Origin of the sequence: Streptomyces sp. Tu 2975 (genome assembly GCF_009832925.1) — a bacterium.
Taxonomy (GTDB): Bacteria; Actinomycetota; Actinomycetes; order Streptomycetales; family Streptomycetaceae; genus Streptomyces.
Window position 1 is genome coordinate 1,244,541 of the sequence record NZ_CP047140.1, and the last position, 20,548, is coordinate 1,265,088.

Annotated in this window: 21 protein-coding genes and 2 pseudogenes; 7 read left to right on the forward strand and 16 right to left on the reverse strand. The window is 73.0% G+C overall.

Annotated elements, in window-relative coordinates:
* Positions 1-31 precede the first annotated feature (31 nt).
* Positions 32-451 carry an ATP-binding protein gene (locus GLX30_RS05380; RefSeq protein ID WP_244258014.1) on the reverse strand — a complete coding sequence of 140 codons (420 nt, stop codon included), beginning with the start codon at positions 449-451 and terminating at the stop codon, positions 32-34.
* A 291-nt stretch (positions 452-742) separates the two neighbouring features.
* Here GLX30_RS05380 and GLX30_RS05385 point away from each other — a divergent pair, with 291 nt between their 5' ends.
* Positions 743-3,520 carry a LuxR C-terminal-related transcriptional regulator gene (locus tag GLX30_RS05385; RefSeq protein ID WP_244258015.1) on the forward strand — a complete coding sequence of 926 codons (2,778 nt, stop codon included), beginning with the start codon at positions 743-745 and terminating at the stop codon, positions 3,518-3,520.
* A 294-nt stretch (positions 3,521-3,814) separates the two neighbouring features.
* Here the strand turns inward: GLX30_RS05385 and GLX30_RS05390 are convergent, their stop codons facing one another.
* The 3 genes from GLX30_RS05390 to GLX30_RS05400 all read right to left on the reverse strand — a co-directional run bounded on the left by GLX30_RS05390 (position 3,815) and on the right by GLX30_RS05400 (position 6,496).
* Positions 3,815-4,900 carry a putative sulfate exporter family transporter gene (locus GLX30_RS05390; protein ID WP_159684189.1) on the reverse strand — a complete coding sequence of 362 codons (1,086 nt, stop codon included), beginning with the start codon at positions 4,898-4,900 and terminating at the stop codon, positions 3,815-3,817.
* Positions 4,900-5,481 (reverse strand): cysteine dioxygenase family protein, encoded by a 582-nt coding sequence (locus GLX30_RS05395; protein WP_159684191.1) that lies wholly within the window; start codon positions 5,479-5,481, stop codon positions 4,900-4,902. Before GLX30_RS05395 ends, GLX30_RS05390 begins: the two co-directional genes overlap by 1 nt.
* A 109-nt stretch (positions 5,482-5,590) precedes the next feature.
* Positions 5,591-6,496, reverse strand: coding sequence for a LysR family transcriptional regulator (locus GLX30_RS05400; protein ID WP_159684194.1), 906 nt, complete (start codon positions 6,494-6,496; stop codon positions 5,591-5,593).
* Positions 6,497-6,683: 187 nt separating this feature from the next.
* On the opposite strand from GLX30_RS05400, the pseudogene GLX30_RS35030 reads away from it, so the two are divergent.
* Positions 6,684-6,891 (forward strand): annotated as a pseudogene (locus GLX30_RS35030) (hypothetical protein); the annotation flags it as partial.
* Positions 6,892-6,922: 31 nt separating this feature from the next.
* Here GLX30_RS35030 and GLX30_RS05405 read toward each other — a convergent pair.
* A complete protein-coding gene (locus GLX30_RS05405) occupies positions 6,923-7,735 on the reverse strand; it encodes an SAM-dependent methyltransferase (protein WP_159684197.1) in 813 nt (270 codons plus the stop codon).
* Between the two features lie 115 nt (positions 7,736-7,850).
* Positions 7,851-8,789, reverse strand: a complete 939-nt coding sequence (locus GLX30_RS05410; RefSeq protein ID WP_159684200.1) for an NAD(P)-dependent oxidoreductase — start codon at positions 8,787-8,789, stop codon at positions 7,851-7,853.
* Between the two features lie 223 nt (positions 8,790-9,012).
* Here GLX30_RS05410 and GLX30_RS05415 point away from each other — a divergent pair, with 223 nt between their 5' ends.
* Both GLX30_RS05415 and GLX30_RS05420 read left to right on the forward strand, forming a co-directional pair.
* Entirely contained in the window at positions 9,013-9,483 is a 471-nt protein-coding gene (locus GLX30_RS05415) for a TrkA C-terminal domain-containing protein (protein ID WP_159684203.1), read from the forward strand.
* Between the two features lie 2 nt (positions 9,484-9,485).
* Positions 9,486-10,625, forward strand: a pseudogene (locus tag GLX30_RS05420) (cation:proton antiporter); the annotation flags it as partial.
* Positions 10,626-11,310: 685 nt separating this feature from the next.
* Here GLX30_RS05420 and GLX30_RS05425 read toward each other — a convergent pair.
* Both GLX30_RS05425 and GLX30_RS05430 read right to left on the reverse strand, forming a co-directional pair.
* Positions 11,311-11,526, reverse strand: coding sequence for a hypothetical protein (locus tag GLX30_RS05425; RefSeq protein WP_159684206.1), 216 nt, complete (start codon positions 11,524-11,526; stop codon positions 11,311-11,313).
* A 346-nt stretch (positions 11,527-11,872) separates the two neighbouring features.
* The gene (locus GLX30_RS05430) at positions 11,873-12,778 is read right to left on the reverse strand and encodes a MerR family transcriptional regulator (RefSeq protein WP_159684209.1); all 906 of its coding nucleotides are present in this window, start codon (positions 12,776-12,778) and stop codon (positions 11,873-11,875) included.
* Between the two features lie 109 nt (positions 12,779-12,887).
* Here GLX30_RS05430 and GLX30_RS05435 point away from each other — a divergent pair, with 109 nt between their 5' ends.
* Complete coding sequence (locus GLX30_RS05435) at positions 12,888-14,483, forward strand: alpha/beta hydrolase (RefSeq protein WP_159684212.1); 1,596 nt, start codon at positions 12,888-12,890, stop codon at positions 14,481-14,483.
* 122 nt (positions 14,484-14,605) lie between these two features.
* Here GLX30_RS05435 and GLX30_RS05440 read toward each other — a convergent pair whose 3' ends face one another.
* The 8 genes from GLX30_RS05440 to GLX30_RS05475 form a co-directional block, all read right to left on the reverse strand.
* Positions 14,606-14,884: a gas vesicle protein K gene (locus GLX30_RS05440; RefSeq protein WP_159684215.1), complete on the reverse strand. Its 279-nt coding sequence runs from the start codon at positions 14,882-14,884 to the stop codon at positions 14,606-14,608.
* A complete protein-coding gene (locus GLX30_RS05445; RefSeq protein WP_159684218.1) occupies positions 14,881-15,114 on the reverse strand; it encodes a gas vesicle protein in 234 nt (77 codons plus the stop codon). The genes GLX30_RS05440 and GLX30_RS05445 overlap by 4 nt, the downstream gene beginning before the upstream one ends.
* Positions 15,098-16,003, reverse strand: a complete 906-nt coding sequence (locus tag GLX30_RS05450) for a GvpL/GvpF family gas vesicle protein (protein WP_159684221.1) — start codon at positions 16,001-16,003, stop codon at positions 15,098-15,100. Before GLX30_RS05450 ends, GLX30_RS05445 begins: the two co-directional genes overlap by 17 nt.
* 66 nt (positions 16,004-16,069) lie before the next feature.
* Positions 16,070-16,477 (reverse strand): gas vesicle protein, encoded by a 408-nt coding sequence (locus GLX30_RS05455; protein WP_244258016.1) that lies wholly within the window; start codon positions 16,475-16,477, stop codon positions 16,070-16,072.
* A complete protein-coding gene (locus tag GLX30_RS05460; protein WP_159684224.1) occupies positions 16,474-16,749 on the reverse strand; it encodes a gas vesicle protein GvpG in 276 nt (91 codons plus the stop codon). The genes GLX30_RS05455 and GLX30_RS05460 overlap by 4 nt, the downstream gene beginning before the upstream one ends.
* Positions 16,750-16,754: 5 nt before the next feature.
* Positions 16,755-17,498 (reverse strand): GvpL/GvpF family gas vesicle protein, encoded by a 744-nt coding sequence (locus tag GLX30_RS05465; protein WP_159684227.1) that lies wholly within the window; start codon positions 17,496-17,498, stop codon positions 16,755-16,757.
* Between the two features lie 3 nt (positions 17,499-17,501).
* Positions 17,502-18,020 (reverse strand): gas vesicle protein GvpJ, encoded by a 519-nt coding sequence (gene gvpJ, locus GLX30_RS05470; RefSeq protein WP_159684230.1) that lies wholly within the window; start codon positions 18,018-18,020, stop codon positions 17,502-17,504.
* Positions 18,021-18,073: 53 nt separating this feature from the next.
* Positions 18,074-18,394 (reverse strand): gas vesicle protein, encoded by a 321-nt coding sequence (locus tag GLX30_RS05475; RefSeq protein WP_159684233.1) that lies wholly within the window; start codon positions 18,392-18,394, stop codon positions 18,074-18,076.
* 251 nt (positions 18,395-18,645) lie between these two features.
* Between GLX30_RS05475 and GLX30_RS05480 the strand changes: the two genes are divergently transcribed.
* Positions 18,646-19,797: a serine hydrolase domain-containing protein gene (locus GLX30_RS05480; protein WP_159684236.1), complete on the forward strand. Its 1,152-nt coding sequence runs from the start codon at positions 18,646-18,648 to the stop codon at positions 19,795-19,797.
* 274 nt (positions 19,798-20,071) lie between these two features.
* Positions 20,072-20,506, forward strand: coding sequence for a hypothetical protein (locus GLX30_RS05485; RefSeq protein ID WP_159684239.1), 435 nt, complete (start codon positions 20,072-20,074; stop codon positions 20,504-20,506).
* Positions 20,507-20,548: the final 42 nt, after the last annotated feature.

Consider the following 20,548-nt stretch of genomic DNA (forward strand, 5'->3'; position numbering starts at 1 on the left):
TCCGGATGATCCGGCACAGCCCCGGGATGTCTCACAGATGTGCGTCGAAGGCCTGGAGCGGGTCACGCACGAAGGGCGGCCTGGTGTGGAGCGCGATCTCCGCGAGCACCACACTGCCCAGCTCCATCCGGTGCGTCATGATCCGTGTCGCGTAGGCGTCGACGAGGCGCAGACCGCGCCCGCAGGGGACGTCGGCGTCGAGCGGTTCCTGCCGGCGGGTCACCCGGTGTTTCCAGCAGCCGCCGTCCATGACCTCGACCGTCAGCGCGTCGCCCCGGACGCTGATCACCGTGGACACCCATGGGCTGCCGCTGTGCAGCACCACGTTCGTGACCAGTTCGGTGACGATGACGGACAGCGCCTCGTCGAAGTGCTCGGCCAGTCGCCATCGGCGTGCGACTGCCCGGGCGAAGCGCCGGAGTGCGCGTGCGGCCTCCGGCGTGGCGGGCATGGCGCAATGGGCCAGGCTTCGCAGCGCGGAGGTGGGCCCGGCCCGCCCAGGGGCAGGGCTCGGTGCACGTTCCATGGCAATCACATGGGCTCCTGTTCGGTCGGGCGGCATCGCCCTGACTCAGGTCCAGCGGCCGGGGAGTCCTTCTCCAACCTGGCCGTCGAAAGCCACGCAGCTGTTCTGCGGCAACCCCAACACTCGTATCCGGACACCTCCCGTTCAATCAGGGACACTGAAACCCGTATACGTAAAGAATCGAAATGCCTTGGAATCTCCGAGGAGAGTGATTCGGTGGACACGTGGAGTGACGAGACGGCCGGGCGGTGGCTCGAGCGCGTGCTCGCCGGGCCGCCCGCCGACGAGGCCGCACTGCTGCTGGTCGACGGCCCCGCCGGGACGGGGAAGACCCGCCTCGCGACGCGTCTGGTGGACGGCGCCGCGGCCCGGTCCGTGCGCAGTGTGACCGTCTCGTTCTCGTCGTCCGGAGCCACCGTCGTGTGCCGGCCCCGGGCGAAGACGGCCGAAAGGGCGGCGGCCGGCAGCGCGCCGCAGCAGCAGCCGGCCCCCGCCGATCTGCCGGCCGCCCTGGCCCCGCTCCTCGAACGGGGCGAGCGCTTCCTGCTCGTCGCGGAGGACGTCCACCGCGCCGACCGCCCGGCCCTCGAGCTGCTGCGCGGACTGCTTGACCGGCCGCCGGACCGGCTCGCGGCGGTCGTCACGTACCGCCCGGAGGAACTGCGCGAGCCCGGCCTCGCCCTGGGCCGGGGGGCGCACTTCCCCGCCTCCCTCGCCGTGCTGCGGCTGCGGCTCGGCCCCCTGGACGCCCAGCAGGTCCGCGAGCTGGTCGAGGAGGGACTCGGCCCGGGGCGATGCCCGTCCGACCTGGTCACCCGTGTCCAGGAGCGGTCCGGCGGGGTGCCGCAGGTCGTCGCCGACGTGGTGCGGCTGCTGCGCGAGTCGGGCGACGGGCGGGAGCGCTACTCGGCCAGGGACCTGGAGGCGGCGGGCGTCCCGCCGCGTCTCGCCGAACTCGCCCTCGGCCGTACGGCGGCGCTCACGGACCGGGCCCGGCACGTCGCCTGGGCCGCCGCCGTGCTGGACGAGCCGGTGGAGGCGGACGAGCTCTCCGCGGTCGCCGGGCCGGACGGCGGCGACGGCACGGCGGCGCTGGTCGAGGCTCTGCGCGCGGGCGTGCTGCGGGAGGACACGGAGGGCCGTTACGGCTTCTTCGTCCCGATGGCGGCGGCAGCGGTGTACAGGCAGGTGCCGGGCCCCGTCCGCCGGGAGATGCACCGCAGGGCCGCCACGGCCCTCGGCCGCAGGCACCCGGTGCCGTGGGTGCCGCTGGCCCGCCACCGCCGGCACGGCGGTCAGACGAAGGCGTGGCTGCGGGCCGTGGAGCACGCGGCGCTCCAGTGCGCGGCCGACGGCGAGCACCAGGCAGCGATCGACATCCTCGAGCAGGCACTGTCCCGTCCGACGGCGCCGCCCGCCGCGAGGGCCCGGCTCGCGCCGCTGCTGGCGCACAGCGCCGTACTGGGGCTGCGGAGCGACCAGACGGTGACGGTGCTGCGGCAGATCCTCGACGAGCAGTCCCTGCCGGCCGCTGTACGGGGACAGATCCGGCTCGACCTCGGCCTGCTGCTGTGCAACCAGGCGGTCGCTGGCATGCAGGGCTGGCTGGAGCTCCAGCAGGCGGTGGAGGAACTCGAGGAGCGGCCGCTGATGGCGGCCAGGGCCATGGCGGCGCTGGCGATGCCGCTGCTGTCGACGGTGCCGCTGGAGCGGAATCTGTACTGGCTGGAGCGCGCGGAGAAGGCCGGCGCGGACAGCGGCGACGAGGAGGCCCGTACGGCGGTCGCCGCCAACCGGGCGGGCACGCTGATGTACATCGGCGATCCGGCGGCCTGGCAGGTGCTGGAGCAGCTGCCGAGGGAGACGGACGACGCCGCCTGCCGTCAGCACGTCGCCCGCGGACTGTGCAACGCGGCGGACGGCGCACTCTGGCTGGGCCAGCTCGGCCCCGCCCGCGGACTCATCGCCGAGGGTGTGGCCCTCGCGGCCCGCAGCGGTGCGACGTACGTCGAGCAGGGTGCCCGCGGCACCTCGCTGCTGCTGGACTGGGCCGAGGGCGACTGGTCGGACCTGACCGGCCGGGCCCGGGCGTTCGTCGCGGAGGCGGACACCATGCCGGGCCAGGGCGTCGACGGCCGCACCGTTCTCGGGCTGATGGCGATCTCCAGGGGCGAGTGGCAGCAGGCGACGGCGTGGCTGGCCGGCGACGGCTCCCGGGAGACGGACGGTTCCGCCGTGCCGCATGTGGCGGCCGCGTCAGGGGCGCTGATACGGATGGCGCTGGTCCGCGACGACGTCGAAGCGGCGGTCGCGGAGGCGTCGATGGCCTGGGACCGGATCAGGGACAAGGGCGTGTGGGTGTGGGCGGCGGAGCTGGCGCCGTGGGCCGTCGACGCGACGTTGCGCGCGGGCAGACGCGACACGGCCCAGGGGATGATCGACGAATACGAGGCGGGCCTCGAGGACCGCCAGGCGCCCGCGTCGTCGGCGGCGCTGAACTGGTGCCGCGCGCTGCTCGCCGAGGCGGACGGCGACCCGCGGACAGCGGCCCAACGGTACCGCCGGGCGGCCCTCGAATTCGCGGGCATGCCACGCCCGTACGCGACGGTGCTCGCCACCGAGGGGGCCGCCCGCTGCCAGTTGGCCTCGGGGGCGGACACGGCCGCCGGGGTAGCCGAACTGACCTCGTGCGTGGAGCAGTTGACCGAGCTGGGCGCGGTCTGGGACGCCGCACGGATCCGTGCCGAGCTGCGGGCGCACCAGCCCGCCGACGAGCAGCGGCCGCGTGGCCGGCCGAGCTACGGCGACCGGCTCTCGCCGCGCGAGCAGGAGGTGGCGGACCTGGCGGCGACCGGTCTGACCAACCGGGAGATCGCGGCGACGCTGCATCTGTCGCCGCGGACGGTGGAGCAGCACGTCTCCCGGGCCCGGCGCAAGCTGGAGTCGCAGTCCCGGCAGAATCTTTCACGGACACGCGGCCAGCGCCCCGAATGAGCCGGGGCGGCCGACGGGCCGGCTCGCGGGCGGGACCGCCGGGGGCCGTGGGGCACATGGGGCCCGGTCGATTCTTTGCGTATAGGTAGATGAGCGGGTCCCTATAGGCAGCACCGGTCCGGCGGCCCTAGTTTCCAGGTGTGCCCGGGGCTGCCGGGATGCCGACCGACCACGCCGCAACCCCACATGCGGCCGTTGTCGGGACGGATTCCCGGCCCCGGGCACGACATGTCTCCCGCGTACGGCGTACGCACCCGGCTGCCCGCGTCCCTCCGCGGCCCCTCCAGGCTCGGGTCACGCCGCCACCAGCAGCACTCCCGCGTAGGACAGCCCGGCCACGACCAGCCACGCCGACAGGCCGAGCGCCGCCACCCGGCCGCCGGTGCGGGTGAGGGAGGGCAGGTCGACGGCGCTGCCGAGTCCGAACAGGGCGGCGGCGAGCAGCAGTTCCTGCGCGACGTGCGCCCCTTCCAACACCGCCGTGGGCAGCAGCCCGGTGCTGCGCAGGGCCACGGCGGCGAGGAAGCCCACGACGAAGAGCGGCACCAGCGGCACCCGTCGCGCACCGATTGCCCCCTTCATGGCCCTGTTCCCGCGGCGGGCGGCCAGCGCGACGACGGCGACGAGCGGGCCGAGCATCGCCACCCGCATCAGCTTGACGAGCACCGCCTCGCCGAGTGCGGCGTCCCCCGCGGTCTGCGCGGTGGCGACGACCTGGCCGACGTCGTGGACACTGGCGCCGGCCCAGCGGCCGAACTCGGCGGCGCTGAGCCCCAACGGCCCCTGGAGGAGGGGAAGTACGGCGATCGCAAGCGTCCCGCAGAGGGTGACCAACGCAACGGAGGTGGCCGCGTCCCGTTCGTCGCTGTCCCGCACCTCCCCCACGGCGCCGATGGCCGACGCGCCGCAGACGGCGTATCCGGTGGCGATGAGCAGCGGCTGGTCACCGGGCAGTCCCAGCCGTCGGCCGAGCCACCAGGTCCCGAGGAGTGTGGCCGTCACGACGCCGAGCACCATGGCGACGGTGGTCCAGCCGAGGCCGCGTACGTCGTCGAGGCCGAGCCGCAGGCCGAGGAGCACGATCCCGGCCCGCATCAGCCGTCGCCCCGCAAACGTCAGTCCCGGGCGGGCGGCGCCGCGTACGGTCGCCCGCAGGTAGGGCAGGTGCGCGGCGGCGACGCCGAGTACGACGGCGGCGGTGAGCATCGGCACGGCGGGCAGGATCCGGTGGACGGACCAGGCGAGGGCGACGCCGAGGGCCGCCAGCGCGAGTCCTCGCACCCGGCCGACGCCGAGGGCCGCCAGCGCGAGTCCTCGCAGCCGGGTTCCCTCTGCGCGGGGCCGGGGAGGTGCGGCGGGCCGGTCCCGCAGGAGCGCCATCAGCAGTCGGCCGGCAGGGCGTAGACGCGGCGGACGCTGCTGCCGAGCCGGGATATGTCGGCGCCGTAGACGTGCAGGGACACCGTGGTGGAGGGGCCCGGGTTCCAGACCCGGTGGATGTCGCCGGGTGGAGCGAAACCGCAGAACTCGCCCTGCCCGCTGACCACATCGGCGGTGGCGACGAGCCGCGCGGTGCCGTCCGCGCGGGCGGCGGGCACGAGCCGGTAGCGCCGCTCCTGCTCCCGGCCCTCGTGCACGCCGGTCGTGCACCAGGAGACGTGGTCGTGCACGGAGGTCCCCTGTCCGGGCAGCCAGACGAGCGCGACGACGGAGAAGCTGCCGTCGTGCTCGGCGTGCAGGAGGTGCTGCCGGTAGCGGTCCGGGTCGCTCTGCCGCTGTTCCGCGGTGAGCAGGTCGGGGGCGCCCAGGTGCGGCGCCAGGCGTTCGCCGACCAGGTAGGCCGTCGGGTCGGGCGGCAGGCCGCGTCCGACCACGTCGCGCACGCCCGCTATGAGGGCGTCGAGGCGTTCGGTGGTACGGGAGGCCGTGAATGCGCTCTGTGCGGTCCGGGCCGGAGTCATACCGGCAAGCCTCGGACGGCGGAACCATTACGTCCAACGAACGTTTCTTCGGTTTCCCCAAGCCCTGCTTATGTACGGCCCTTGGGGGCTGCCCGGCCGCCGGTCCGGTTCAGCAGCCGGTCTTGTTCGCGGCGACCGTCGTCAGTTCCTCGAGGACGACCGCGGTCGCGGGGATGCGCAGATGCTCCTTCAGCACGTACGCCGAGATCTTGCGCCGGGACGCGGGCTGGAGCGGGCGGCCGGCGACCTTGGCGTGGCGCATGAAGTTGAGCACGAGCGACGGGATCATGGCGACGCCGAGCCCTTCCGCGACGAGGCTCTGCACAGCGAGGTTGTCGTCCGTCATGAAGGCGATGTCGGGGACGAAGCCCGCCTCCGCGCACTCGTGGAGGAGGTTCGCGCGGCAGCGCGGGCAGCCGGCTATCCAGCGTTCCCCCGCCAGGTCGGTGAGCCGGACGACCCGCCGCCGGGCGAGGTGGTGACCGCCCGGGAGCAGCACGGTCAGCTGGTCCTCGAGGAGCGGGATCTCCACCAGCTCCTCCGGCACCTCCTCGTGCAGCCCCGGATAGGTGAACGCGAGCGAGATGTCGCACTCGCCCCGCGCCAGGCGCCGCAGCGACTCGGGCGGCTCGTTCTCGAGCAGGTCGACGCGGATGCCGGGGTGCGCGGCCGTGAGGCGGGCCAGCGTCTCGGGAACGAGGGTGGAGTTGGCGCTCGGGAAGGCGCAGACGCGGACCCGTCCGGCACGCAGCCGGGTGAGGGCGTTCACCTGCTCCTGCGCGGCCGACATCGAGTCCAGGATCGCCGTCGCGTGCCTGGACAGCGCCTCGCCCGCCTCCGTGAGCCGCATGCCCCGGCCGACCCGGACGAACAGCGGTGAGCCGACGTCGCGTTCGAGGGCCTTCATCTGCTGCGTGACGGCCGGCTGGGTGTAGCCGAGGGCACGCGCGGCCGCCGAGTACGAGCCGGTCCTGACCACTTCATGGAACGTCTTGATGTGCCGGGAATCGAACACCGGTGCATCATAAGCGGATTTTGGGGGGTCGTGAACTGCTGCCGTTTGGCTTCGTATGAGTAGTTCTGCCGTGTGCGGGCGAGTTGTTGTGGGCTGTGGTGGATGAGGTGTCGCGGGGCGGATGGGGGTTCGTCTGTCGAATGGGTGACCTTTGCGGGTTGTGGTCGTTGGGGGTGGTGGCGGGTGTGTGTGGTCCGGAGGGGGTGGACACTGCGGGTGGTCTGCGGGAGTTGGTGGTGCCGTTCGTGGTCACCGGCCCTTCGGGTGTGGCAGTGCGTACGCGGCTCAAGTGCCTGACGGCCGGGGACGAGGAGGTGTTGCGCCTGGTGGGTGCGCATCTCGGGTCGCTGGCCTCGTGTGATCTCAAGGCGCGGTGTTTGGAGGGTCTGGAGCACTCCGGCCTCGAGCCGTCCCGTCCGGCTACGGCTACGGCTTCCGGGCCACCGCGCCGTACAGCGAGATGACGGCGCTCTCGTCGACGCTCTCGCCCACGGCGAGCTCGGGATGCCAGTCGGTCAGCTGGACGATCCCGGGTTCCACCGGCTCCAGGCCGTCGAAGAAGCGGGAGATCTCGTCCCGGGTGCGCGGCGCGAGGGTCACGCCGCCGGCCGCGTACATCGCCACGCCCCGCCCGACGGCGACGGGATCGAAGTCGGCGGTCAGCTGCGACAGTACGAGGTAGCTCCCGGAGGGGAGCGCGCCGACGAGCCGGGCCACCAGTTCGTAGGGGCGGTCCTCGTCGCCGAGGAAGTGCGTCAGAGCCACCAGGGAGAGCGCGACGGGCCGCGTGAGGTCCAGGTCCTTGCGGGCCTGCTCCAGAATCCGCCCGGGATCGCGCACATCGGCCTGGACGTAGTCGGTGATCCCCTCGCGGCTGCTGCGCAGCAGCGCCTCCGCGTGGGTCAGCACGATGGGGTCGTTGTCGGTGTAGACGATCCGGGCGTCGGGGGCTATGCCCTGGGCCACCTGGTGCAGATTGGGCTCGGTGGGGATACCGGTGCCGATGTCGAGGAACTGACGGACCCCGGCCTCGCCGGCCAGCCATCGGGTGACGCGCTGCATGAACCAGCGGTTGGTCCTGGCGACATGCCGTGCCGTCCCGTCGACCCCCATGATCTGCCGGCCGAGCTCCTCGTCGACCGGGTAGTTGTCCTTGCCACCGAGGAACCAGTCGTACACCCGGGCCGGGTGCGGCCTGCTGGTGTCGATCCGTGCTGCGGCCGGCCCGGTCCCGGTCATGCGGGGCTCCCTCACTGCTCGACGCCCGTTCTTCCCGGTCACGGGACGATCGCACGATCTTCGCAGTACCGGCTTCCCACGGCAAGCAACTCCCGGCTCAGGAAGGCCGGTTGTCTCACAGAAGGGCGTCCCGGAAGCCCTGCCGCCACGACGGGTACCGCAGCTCCCAGCCGAGCTCCCGCTTGGCCTTGGCGTTGGAGAAGCCGCGCCCCTCGGTCATCATCGTCACCGCCACGTCCCCGGCCAGCAGCCGTGCCAGCCACTTGGGGGCCCGCATGGGCGGCTTCGCGCCCGCGCACGCCGCCAGGTAGGGCAGCCACTCGGCGGCAGGTGCCGGTTCGTCGTCGACGATGTTGAACACGCCCTTGGCCTCTTGCTCCACGGCCAGGACGGTGGCGCTCGCCGCGTCGTCGACATGCACCCACGAGCTGTAGCCGGTGCCGCCCCCGACGAGCGGGAACTGCCGCTTGCGCACGAGCTCGACCTGGTCGTCGGTGGCACCCGGCCCGTAGAACCCCCCGTACCGCAGGGCAGCGCCGCCGGCTCTGACGACCACGTCGTCGACGTGACGGATCGCTTCCATCCCCGGGCGCGCCGTCGTCCCCGTCATCGGGTCGAGCGGGTCCTCCTCGGTCTTCACCCAGCCGCCCTCGCGGATACCGTTCCAGCTGGCATAGCTCTGTGCGACGACGTTGGACACGCCGGCCTTCTCGGCGGCGGCCAGCAGATGATCGGTCCCCTCGGTGCGCAGACGGTTGGTGGTGGCGAACCAGCGGTCCATGTGTTTCATGTCGGGCTTTCCGGCGTGCGCCGTGGAGATCGCGGTCATCTGGTGCACGATCGCGTCGGGCCGCGCCCCGGCCACCGCCTCACCGACCGCCGCCGCGTCCAGCCCGTCCATCACGACAGCGTCCGCGCCCAGCTGCTCGAGCAGGCCCAGCTTGGCCGCGCTCGTCGTCGTCGCCGTCACCACATGGCCCTTGGCCACGAGCTGGGGCACCAGGCGCCGCCCCAGGACGCCGGCCCCGCCTGCCACGAACACTCGCACGATCATCACCCTTCCTGATTCCGGAACGGACTCTCACACAACAGACGAGACGGCCGGCACGTCTGTGACATGGGACCGCGGCACCCGCGTCCACCGGTGCAGATCCTGCGATCGCCTCCGGTACGGCGTCGCGCTCCTTAGACTGACGACGATCCCGAAACGGTACAAACCTCTGTATAACTGTCCAGGACGCATCCTCTCCTCGGGGAGCCGCTCCCGGGAGGCGAGCATGACCACCCGTCGCACCCCCCTGCCAGGCGTCGGCACCCAGTTCGACTTCAGTACGGAAAGCGGCCACCACGTCTCGGTCGTCGTCCACAACGACGGGCGCCGCTTCCTCGGCTTCTACGGCGCCGACGATCCCGACGCCTGCCTGCTCTCCGTGCCGCTGGGGCCCGAGGAGGCCACGGCGCTGGCCCATCTCCTCGACGCCGAACCCATCGACGCCGTACGGACCGACGGCATCGACCTCGTCACCGAGCACATCCCCGTCGGAGCCCGGTCCCCCTACTCCGGGCGGACACTCGGCGACACCCGCGCCCGTACGAGTACCGGCGCGTCGATCGTCGCGGTGCTGCGCCGGACGGGTGCCCATCCGTCGCCCGGCCCCGGCTTCCGGCTCGCCACCGGCGACACCCTCGTCGCGGTGGGCACCCGGGAGGGCGTCGACGCCCTCGCCGAGATCATCGCCGGAGGCTGACCGTGCACGACACGACGATGCTGCTGATCGAGCTCGGCGCGATCCTTCTCGGGCTGGGCCTGACCGGCCGCTTCGCGGGCCGCTTCGGTCTCTCTCCCGTACCCCTCTACCTGCTCGGCGGACTCGCCTTCGGCTCCGGCGGTCTGCTGCCGCTGAGCGCGAGCGGCGAGTTCGTGGCCGTCGGCGCCGACATCGGCGTCATCCTGCTCCTCCTCATGCTGGGCCTCGAGTACAGCGCGTCCGAACTGGTCGACAGCATGCGCACGCAGTACCCGTCCGGCGTCGTGGACTTCGTCCTCAACGCCCTGCCGGGGGCGGGCGCGGCCCTGCTGCTCGGCTGGGGGCCGGTGGGCGCCGTCGCCCTCGGCGGCGTCACATGGATCTCCTCGTCGGGAGTCATTGCCAAGGTTCTCGTCGACCTGGGCCGCCTGGGTAATCGCGAGACGCCGGTCGTCATCGGCGTGCTCGTCATCGAGGACCTGTCGATGGCCCTCTACCTGCCGCTGCTCACCGCTCTGATCGCCGGGCTGGGCCTGGCCGGCGCGGGCATCGCGCTGCTGATCTCGCTCGGCACGGTCGGCCTCGTGCTCTATGTGGCCCTGCGCCACGGCCGGCTGGTCAGCCGGGCGGTGTCCTCCGACAACCCGGAGATGCTGCTGCTCGTCGTACTCGGTCTCACCCTGCTGGTCGCGGGCATCGCCCAGGAACTCCAGGTGTCCGCCGCGGTCGGCGCGTTCCTGGTCGGCATCGCCCTGTCCGGCGAGGTCGCGGAGGGGGCACGGAAGATCATGGCGCCGCTGCGGGACCTGTTCGCGGCGGTGTTCTTCGTCTTCTTCGGCCTCTCGACCGACCCGAACGAGATCCCGCCGGTCCTGCTCACCGCGCTCGCGCTCGCCGCCGCCACCATGCTGACGAAGATCGCCACAGGCTGGTACGCGGCCCGCCGCGCCGCCATCGGCCCACGCGGCCGCTGGCGGGCGGGCGGCACGCTGGTGGCCCACGGCGAGTTCTCGATCGTGATCGCGGGCCTGGCGTCCGTGACCGAGCCGAGGATCGGCCCGCTGGCGGCGGCGTACGTCCTCATCCTCGTGCTCATCGGCCCACTCGCGACCCGCTGGACCGAACCCCTGGCCTCCCGGCTGCTCCGCCGCCCCTACGCGGCGCCAGGCCAGGCATCCGACCGGCCTACGGGCGCTCCCGCCGACGCGGCGACGGGGGCGTCCACCGGCCCGGAGGCGGGGGATCCGGCCGACCTGGCGTCGGGTGACCCGGCGGCGGGCCGGGAGGTGGGCGCGACGAGAAGCCCGGCGGCAGGCGCGGCTGCCGACCGACCTGGCGCTCCGGCCGACCCGGCGACGAGGGCTCCGGCCGACGCGGCGACGGGGACTTCGGCCGACCCGGAGGCGGGCACGTCTGCCGGCCCGGAGGCGGGCACTCCGGCCGAGCCGGAGGCGGGGGCTCCGGCCGATCAGGCGGCCGACCAACCTGGCACGCCGACGGACCCGGCGGTGGACGCTCGCGCCGACCCTGCGACGGGCCGGGACGCGGGCGCGCCGGCCGACCCGGCGACGGGGCAGGAAGCGGACGCGGCGGCTGGGGCGTCGGCCCATTCGGCGCTTGGCCCGGAAACAGGCGCGCCGGCCGACCCTGCGGTTGGCCCGGAAGGGGGCGCTGCCGAGGGGATCACTCGGTTGACGAACGGGCGGCGACGCAGGGACGACCGGTCTTGAGGGGGCTCGCTCCGAGCACCGGAAACCCGGGAACGCCACAGCGCCGTGGGACCGTCGGAGCCGCGGACGCCGCCGCGCCGCGAGGCCGCTGACGCGCCTATTCGTCGGGCGTAGGCCGGCGCGGGCGCCAGCGCGGGCGGGGGCGACGGACGTCGCGCACGAGGGTGTAGACCGCGCTGGCGAGGACAAGGACGCCGAGTCCGACCCACAGCGCCGAGGCGCCCGCCCGGTACTGGACGACGGCGCCGATGAGCAGCATCACGGCGGCGAAGACGCCGAACGCGGAGATCAGGGTGCTGATGCGATGGGCCACCCGCCCATCCTCGCCGACGGTGACGGCCGCCCATCGACCGGGTCCGCACAGGGTGCACTGCCGGGCGGCACGCGGCGGTGGCGGTCGCGGTGGCGCGCGGACGCCCGCAACTGCACGGGGCGGGCGCCCGGCCCGGGCGGACGCCCCGGCGCGAGGCGGTCCGATTCAGGCAGACGATCCGGCCGTGGCGGTCCGGTCCGGACGAACACCCCGGCCGTCCGCGAGCGTCGAACCGCCGACCGGCCGAGGTCCGGTCCGAGGGACACCTGGGCCAACCACGATCCGCTCCAGGCAGCCGTTCCGGGGCCGGCTGCGGGTGGCGAACACCCGACGCCCGGCCTCCGGTTCAGACGGACGCCCCGGCCGACTGAACCGGGTCCAACGCGGCGCAGAGCCAGTCGTGGGCGGCGCCGGGCGTCGGCTGCGACGGGCCGAACAGCTCGGCGGCGAGCTGCCAGTAGCGGTCGATCCTAGGGTCCGCGGCGAGCTGGCCGGCGAGCAGCCGGCGGAAGTCCGGAGTGTCGCGCGTGCCGCACGAGTGGGCGTAGGCGGAGACGAAGCAGTCGAGCGCTTCGCCCTCGTGCGGCGGTCGCCGGTCGAGCATCTGCCGCGCCGCGAGCCCGTACGCCTCACCGAGACCGTCGTAGAGCACGGCCGGGCGGTACCCCGTGTCCGGCTGATGCACCGTGGGCCGGCAGTCCTCGTTGCCGTGGCAGGGCCCGGAGACGAGGGCGTGCAGCCGGGCGAAGGCCAGGACCTGCGCCGGGGCCGGGTCGGGCGGCGGCTGCGGAACGGCCTGTTCGATGATCGCGGACACCACGCGCGCCGGGAGCCGTGCCGGCAGCCAGCGCCGCCAGAAGCGCGCCAGCGCGGCCGTGCTGGGCGGGGCGGCCACGGAGCCGATCAGCCGCAGCCGGTCCACGCGTTCCTCGGGGGTGCAGTCCTGGAGCAGTCGGAGGGCGGCCTCCCGCCAGCGCAAGGCGGTCATCCGGGCGCCGATCTCCCGCAGTTGCTCCGCGACGACGTCCTCCAGCGCGTCCTCCTGGTCGAGGACCCTGCCGACGTCGGGGACCGGCAGGTCGAGCGTGCGCAGCGAGCGGATCAGGCGCAGCCGTTCGATCGCCTCCGGGCCGTAACGCCGGTGGCCCCCGCCGCTGCGGGCCGCTTCGGGCAGCAGTCCGCGGTCGGAGTAGAAGCGGACGGTCTTGACGGTCACGCCCGCGTGCTCGGCGAGCTCTCCGATGCTCCACATGCCGTCAGGGGACAAGGTTGAACCTCCCTCAGGGGGAGTTCCTACGGTACCGGCGAGCGCGGACGGCCTGGTCGGCCGGTCGTGCGGACCATGTATACGAGGAGACGTGATGACGGTTTTCATCCTGGTGTCGGAGGCCTTCACCGGCGGTTGGATCTGGCGCGACGTGGCCGTGGGGCTCCGTGAGTCGGGCGCCGAGGTGCATCCCGTGACGCTCACGGGCATGGGCGACCGCCGCCACCTGGCGGGCGCCGAAACGGATCTGGAGACGCACATCCTGGACCTGGTGCAGCTGATCGACCATCTGGACCCTGCTCCGTCGGAATCGGCGGAACCGGCGGAACCGGCGGAACCGGCGGTCCCGGACGTGGTGTTGGTCGGTCACGGCTACGGCATCCACCCCGTACTGGGCGCCGCCGACCGCCGGCCAGGACGCGTCGCCCGGATCGTCCACCTGGATGCGGGCATGCCGCAGGACGGCGACGCTGCCCTCGCGTTGGTGCCCGACCGGACGGTCCACGAACTGCTGGCGGACGGGACGCATGAAACGGGGACGACGGCAGAAGGAGCGCCCGTCGCCGGCGCGGTGGCGGAGGACGGGCTGATCCCTCCGCCACCGGCCGACGAATGGCAGCGCTGGGGCAGCACCGCCGGCGTCCCGGCGGACGCGCTGGCACGGCTGGTCCGTCTCGCCGCCCCGCAGCCGAAGGGCACGTTCACCCGGCCGCTGCGGCTCTCGGGCGCGCTGTCCGAGGTGCCGACGACCGGCGTCCTGTGCACCGCCAACGGCTCGAGCATCGGCATGGTCGAGGGTTTGGTCGGGTTGGGCGACCCCCGCTTCCAGGTGCTCACCGACCCCCGGGTGACGTTCTTCGAACTCCACACCGGTCATTGGCCCATGCTCTCCGTACCTGGCGAGCTGGCCGAGGTGCTGCGCCGGGCCGCCGCGGGAGAGGGCCACCGGATCTCCCCGTCCGTGAGCGAGCAGCCCTCGCATCTGCGGCCGTTCGTCCTCGACGTACCGGAGCGGCACCGCGAGCGCACGGGACGGGTGGACCTCTACCTGCCCGACGCCGACGAGCCACGCCCCGCGGTGGTCTTCGTCCACGGCGGCCCGCTCCCCGCCGAGGTACGCCCGACCCCGCGGGACTGGCCCGGCTTCGTGGGTTACGGCTCGTACGTGGCGTCGCTGGGTGCGGTCGGCGTGACGCTGGACCACCGGCTGCACGATCTCACCGGCTACGGGCGGGCCGCGGAGGACGTCGCGGAGGCGGTGGAGCTCGTACGGGCCGATCCGCGCGTCGACGCGGAACGCGTGGCGCTGTGGTTCTTCTCCGCCGGCGGGCTCCTGTCGGCGGACTGGCTCGCGGCGCCCCCGGCGTGGCTGCGCTGCGTCGCGGCGACGTACCCGGTGCTCGCGCCCTTGCCCCAGTGGCCGCTCACCGACTCCCGGTTCCGCCCGGCGGTCACGGTACGCAAGGCGGGCCGACTGCCGGTCGTACTGACCCGTGTGGAGCTGGAACGGCCCGAGATCGCGGCGACGGTCGAGGAGTTCCTGACCGCGGCGCAGGACTGCGAGTCCGCTGTCGAGATCGTCGACGTGCCGCAGGGCCACCACGGCTTCGAGACGATCGACCACACGGAGGAGGCACGGGAGGCGGTGGCCCGGGCGGTCCGGTCGGTGCTGGGGCATCTGGGGGGCTGAGGCGCGCACAGCCGCCGGCCGTCGGAGGACACGGCGAATCATGGGGCCAGAGCTCCGAGACACGGTCACCGGCCGGCCGGTGGCCGTGACGCGGTGGGCAACGCCGGACTCAGTCACGGGAGTCAATCGCGCGGAAGCAGCGTCCCAAGGGGCCCCAGGTCGAGGTTCAGGTCCTCGGGCGACAGCCCGTGGTGGTCACGGAGCTCGGCCATCCGTTCGTCCAGCAGCATCAGCGTCCGGCCGATGCGCTCCACCTGGTCGTCGGTGAGGTCCCCCTCGTCGATGCGGCGGATCGCCTGCCGTTCCATCAGTTGCCGCAGCAGTTCGACCACGGTCAGCACGAGTGCGACGAGGTCGCGTCCCACAGTGTCGGCGTCGAGGTCGAGCCGGTCCGCCGTCACAGCGGTCCACCGTCCTTCCAGGGCGCGGGTACGCGCTCGTTGACCGAGGACAAAAGCGCGTGCAGCGAGACGCGCACCAAGGGCACCTCGGCGATGGCGATCACCAGGTCGCCGCTGACGACCACGCCGGTGCCCAGTACCCGGTCCAGGAGGTCCACCAGGGGCACGCCGAGCGGGCCGCCCTCCTCCCAGGCGCCCTCCCACGGGACGGTCTCAGCCGTCGAGGTCATCGGAGTCGCCCCCGTCCACGAAGGAGTACGGCACCCACGGCCCGGAGACCTCGATCCGGACGCCGTCCGCCTCCGCCTCCTGCCGCAGCCGCCCGACGGCCGCGGCCAGCTCCCCCTCGCGCCCCTCGGCCACCAGGTAGGCGGCGTTCAGCACCTGGGTACGGCGGTCGCCGTCCGGCCCGGGGCCGTGCAGGCGCAGCCGGCGGGCGGCCACAGCGAGATCCCGCAGGGCGGTGTCCACCCTCTCGGCCGCGCGAAGTGCGGTCTCCTGCCGGTGGTCGCGGGCCTGTTTCCGGCTACGCACCCGCTCGAGGTAGGCCCGCCCGGCACCGCCTCCTCCACCGGCACCAGGACCGGCGCCGACACCGGTGGAGGAGGCGGCGGGGGCCGTGTGCGCGGTGGTCCCTCCTGGACGCCCGGCCGCTGCTGGTGCGTCGGGCCGCACCGGTACGGCGTACGCCTTCACGCTCCACTCGGCGCGGCCCTCGATGCGGTCGAGCGCCGCTTGCAGGCGCCGCTCGCGCTTCCCGAGCGCGGTGCGGGCGCGTTCGTCGTCGAGGTAGAGGGTGGCCAGCGGCAGGGGGACGGTCGGGGCGCAGCGCGCCGCCGCGGAGACCACGGCGTGGTGCGTCCGGGCGCAGCGCTCGAGTTCCGGGCCGTCGGAAAGCCGTTCCCGCACGGCCTCCTCGGAGAACCGGTCGGCCGGCACGTGCTGCACCACGGCGGTGAGGGAGCCGACGGGCAGCAGCCGGACGCGCGCGCCCTCCGTGTGGCCAGCCAGTCCGTCGAGTGCGGCCGGGTCGCCACCGCGGCAGACGGCGAAGACGTAGGTGGCGGTGGGGACGTCGGTGGCGGTGGGGACGTCGGTCGTGCACGGGGCCGCCGTCATCGGGGTGCTCCTCACGTGGACGGTCCGGGGCTCGCCCGGGGTGTAGGGGGTGGGGGAAAGGAGGGGTCAGGTGCCGGCCGGTTCCCCGGCCACGCCCGCCTCCGCTGCCGGGGGCTCACCACTCCCCAGCGCTTCGAGCCGTTCGCGCAGCCGCTGGTTCTCCTCGGCCAGCGCGTCGCGGGCGGCGCGTGAGGAGAGCGCCGGATCGGTCTCCCACCAGTCGATGCCGGCCTTCCTGGCGGTGTCGACCGAGGCGATGAACAGCCGCAGGCGGATGGTCAGCAGCTCGATGTCGAGAAGGTCGATCTTGATGTCGCCGGCGATGACGATGCCCTTGTCGAGAACACGTTCGAGGATGTCGGCGAGGTTGGCGGTTCGCGGCCCGTAGGGGGCCGCCGTCGAAGCGGGGGCGTCCCAGGACGTGGTGGTCCGAGCCCCCGCCGCTGCGAGGGCCGTCCCGGTGCTGTCGTTCATCGGTGCGCTCCCGGTGTCGGTTCGATGGCGGTCGGCGGTGAGCGGAACAGCCGGTGCTCGAGCAGGTCGAGCAGCCGTTCCTCCTCGCGTTCGAACTCCTCGGCGCCGATCTCCCCGCCCTCCAGCGCCTCGTTCAGGGCCGCGAGCCGCGCCCTGATGACCGAGGGGTCGTACAGCTCGTGCTCGGCCGCGTCGTTGACGCGCTCGGCAAGCCAGGCCACCCCCCTGACGGGTGCGAGCGGCAGCAGGAGGATCCCGGTCAGCAGACCCATGCCGCTCAGGCCCCGGCCGGTGCGTGTTCGGGGCCGACGAAGCTGTAGCAGGGCATCGGCCCCGTCAGCTTCAGCTCGACGCGGCCGCGATGGCCGGCGGCCAGGCGCGAGACGGCGGCCGTGAACCGGTCGTGTTCGGAACCGCCGACAAGGAACGATGTGTTGAGGACGCACCCGGCCACCTCCGGCCCCGCGGCGGTGCCGTCGGCGAATGCGGACAGTTCGCGCAGCAGGTGCGCCGCCGCTTCCCGGGCCCGGCGTTCCAGGCCCGCCGTCACCGCCTCGCCCAGTCGCAGGTTCGCCTCGTAGCCGGGGCGGCGGCGGGCATCGTCGCGCAGCCGCCGTACGTGCGCGTCGTCCCTGAGGAGGTCGGCCAGCCCGTCCTCCTGGGCCGGCAGCACCTTGAGATTCATCTCCACGCGGCCGTCGATGCGGTCCAGACAGGTCAGGTGGTGGCGCTCGGCCGCGGCCAGCCGCTCCACAAGGACGTCCTCGCCGCCGCACACGGTGCCGAAGCGCATGGGCACCACCGCGCCGGTAGCGGCGAGGGAGGTGAGGAGGCCCTGGTGGGCCATCAGGTCGCGCCTGCGGGCGCGCAGTCCCTCGGGCACGTCGCTGACCACGGCCGCCAGTCGGCCCGCCGGGAGGCCGCGGACCGGGGCGGGCGGCGAACCGACGCCGAGACTTCCGGGAGGGAGCCGGTGGCCGGCGCGGACGATGCCGTAGACGTAAAGGTCCCGTGCGGTCACCGATCAGTCCTCCTCTGCGCGCCGGGCGGTGCGCGGACGGCTGCCGCGGGTCTTGGTGGCGGTCCGGCGCCGCGGCCGGGGCGCCTCCTCCACGGCCTGCTCCTCCGCCAGGGCCTCCTCCTCCGCCAGTGCGTCCTCCTCCGGCTCCACGTCCTCGTCGCCGTCCCGGGCCCCGACGGCCCTCCTGACCTTGTCGCCCATCGACCTGACGGCCTTCCCCGCCGCCTTCTTGCCGACGGCCCTGGTCACGGCCCCGCCGCCGAAGAGCTCGGGCACGGTCTTGCTGCGGGTGTCGGTCTCCAGGTCCAGGCGGTTGCAGGCCTCGGCGAAGCGGAGGTAGGTGTCGACGCTGGCGATGACGATGCGCACGTCGACCTTGAGGATCTCGATGCCGACCAGGGAGACGCGGGCGAAGATGTCGATCACCATCCCGCGGTCGAGGATGATCTCGATGACGTCGTAGAGAGTGCCCGCGCGGGGCACACACGCGACCTGCTCGTTGTAGGTGGTGGTGGTGGTCATGGCAGGGCCGTCCTTTCGGGTACCGCTGCGCGGTGGTCGGCTGCGCGGTGGTTTCAGTCGTCGGCCGCACCGCGCCGGTAGCGGCGGACCCTGCGGTAGCGCAGGAGCTCGCCGTCCCGGTCGAGTTCCACCTCGTACGTGGCGAGCAGGCTGGTGGTGTCGGGGATGCGCGGCACCTCCAGCACGTCGACGTCGACGTGCCATCCGTCCTCGGAACGGCTGATGGCGGACACACCCTCCGCCGGGTGGCCCGTGAGTCCGGTGAGGCACCGACAGGCCCGGCCGGCGGCCTCCTCGGGTCCCTCCACCGGCGGTGGGGAGGAGACAGCGGTCCCGGTCGCGGCGCGGCCGCGGGGTGCACGTTGCTCTGCCATGCGCACAGTGTGTTCACTCCGAGCCGCGGGCTGCGCGTGCTGATGGGCCGGACGGACCACCTGCGCGGCGGAACGGACCACCTGCGCGGGGGCCGGTGTCGCCCCGCAGTCCGGTGGGGACGGTGTCCGTGCTTCGCGACTCGGGGGGACCGAGGTCGGCGCCTCTTCTCGGTCCCGCTGACGGGGCGAGCGATGACTCCTTGTCGCAGTGGCAGTCCCACTTCTGACCGCACACGCGAGAAGGTGGCCCGATGACCGATCTGCACAACGTCCTGAGCGAGCACGTCGATACCGAGTCCCTCCCCGGCGCGGTGGCCATGGTCGCGCGGGGCGATCAGGTGGATGTCCAGGCCGTGGGCCACGTCGACGCCGAGCGCACGGCCCCGATGGCGAGGGACACGATCTTCCGTATCGCCTCGATCACCAAGCCCGTCGTGGCCGCCGCGGTCATGATGCTCGTCGAGGACGGCAGGATCGCGCTGGACGACCCGGTCGGGACGTGGCTGCCGGAGCTGGCCGCGCCGATGGTCGTCCGCACGCCGGACAGTCCGGTCGACGACGTGGTTCCGGCGGAGCGGCCGATCACCGTGTTCGACCTGCTGACCTCGCGTGCCGGGTACGGCTTCCCGTCCGACTTCTCACTGCCGGCGGTCGAACCGCTGGTCAGGGAGCTGAAGCAGGGCCCGCCGCAACCGCAGGCCGTCCCTCCGACGGACGAGTGGATGGCGGCGCTGTCGCGGATCCCGATGCTCTACCAGCCGGGCGAGGCCTGGCTGTACAACATCTGCTCCGACATCCAGGGCGTTCTGGTCGCGCGGGTCTCGGGCGGTTCGCTGCCGGACTTCCTGACGGAACGGCTCTTCGAGCCGCTGGGCATGACCGACACCGCCTTCGCGGTACCGCCGGCCAAGCTCGGCCGCTTCACCAGCTACTACCGGGTCGACCCCATGGGCGCGCTCGAGTTGGCCGACACACCGGACGGCCAGTGGAGCACCCCGCCCGCCTTCCCGTCCGGCGCGGGCGGTCTCGTCTCGACGGTCGACGACTACCATGCCTTCGCCCGCATGCTCCTCGGCCAGGGCGCCACCGAGTCCGGCGGCCGCCTGCTCACCGCCGAGTCCGTGGGGCGGATGACCACCAACTACCTGACCCCGGCCCAGCGCAAGGCCAGCGGCCTGTTCCTGGAGGGGATGGGCTGGGGCTTCGGCGCCGCGGTCGACGTGGAACCGGTCGAACCCTGGAGCGTCCCGGGCCGCTACGGCTGGGTCGGGGGCACGGGCACGGCCGCGCACATCACCCCGTCCACAGGCACCGTCACGATCTTCCTCACCCAACTCCAGATGTCCGGCCCGTCGTTTCCGGAGCCGATGCGGGACTTCTGGGCGTACGCGGCGCGTGTGTGATCGACCGGGGGCGTTGGATGTAGAGCCCGCGCGAAGCACCAGGAAATCCTGGCCTGACCGATTCGGATTCGACGGTCAAGGACGACGGAGCGAGCTTAGTTGTTGCGTGATTGAGCTGTGCCGGCATTTGGCACGAAGCCGTCCCCGTGCCACACGCCGCGCCCAGAACGCCACGATTCGGCCACCTCTTGTGCACTCATGGCGAGGCTACGCCTCCCGATGTCGGATGCTGCTCTGTAGGTTTGCGTGGAAGTGATCAATCGGGGGAGAGACCATGGCTTGGGACGAGTGGGAGCAGATCAAGACTGACGCGGTGGATCGTCAGGCCACTCAGGTGCAACTGAATCAGTTGGCTCCGGCCGGTGGCAGCAGCAGCCCGCCCGACCTTGCCGCCAGCCCAGCGGCAAAGAAGAAGGCAGCGCAGGCTATCGAGGAAGAAGTGGAGCCCGGCGTCCGGACCGGCGGCAAACACGCCGACGAAAGCACCAACGCCGCAGTCAAGGAGTTCGGTGCGAGGGACGGCTACGGCTGGGACACATCCGGAGCACTGAAGAAGGCGCATGAGACGTGGGGGAAACAGGTCAAGGTGCTTCTCGACCGCCTGGCGTCCGAGAAACAAGCATTGAGCAAGACCGGCATCGACTTCAAGAGCAACGAGATCGACATCACCGCACAACTCGCCGGACGATCCAGGATCACCGGCAGCTGACGACTCGTTGCAAGCGGCTTGAGGGGGATGTGTGCCCACCTA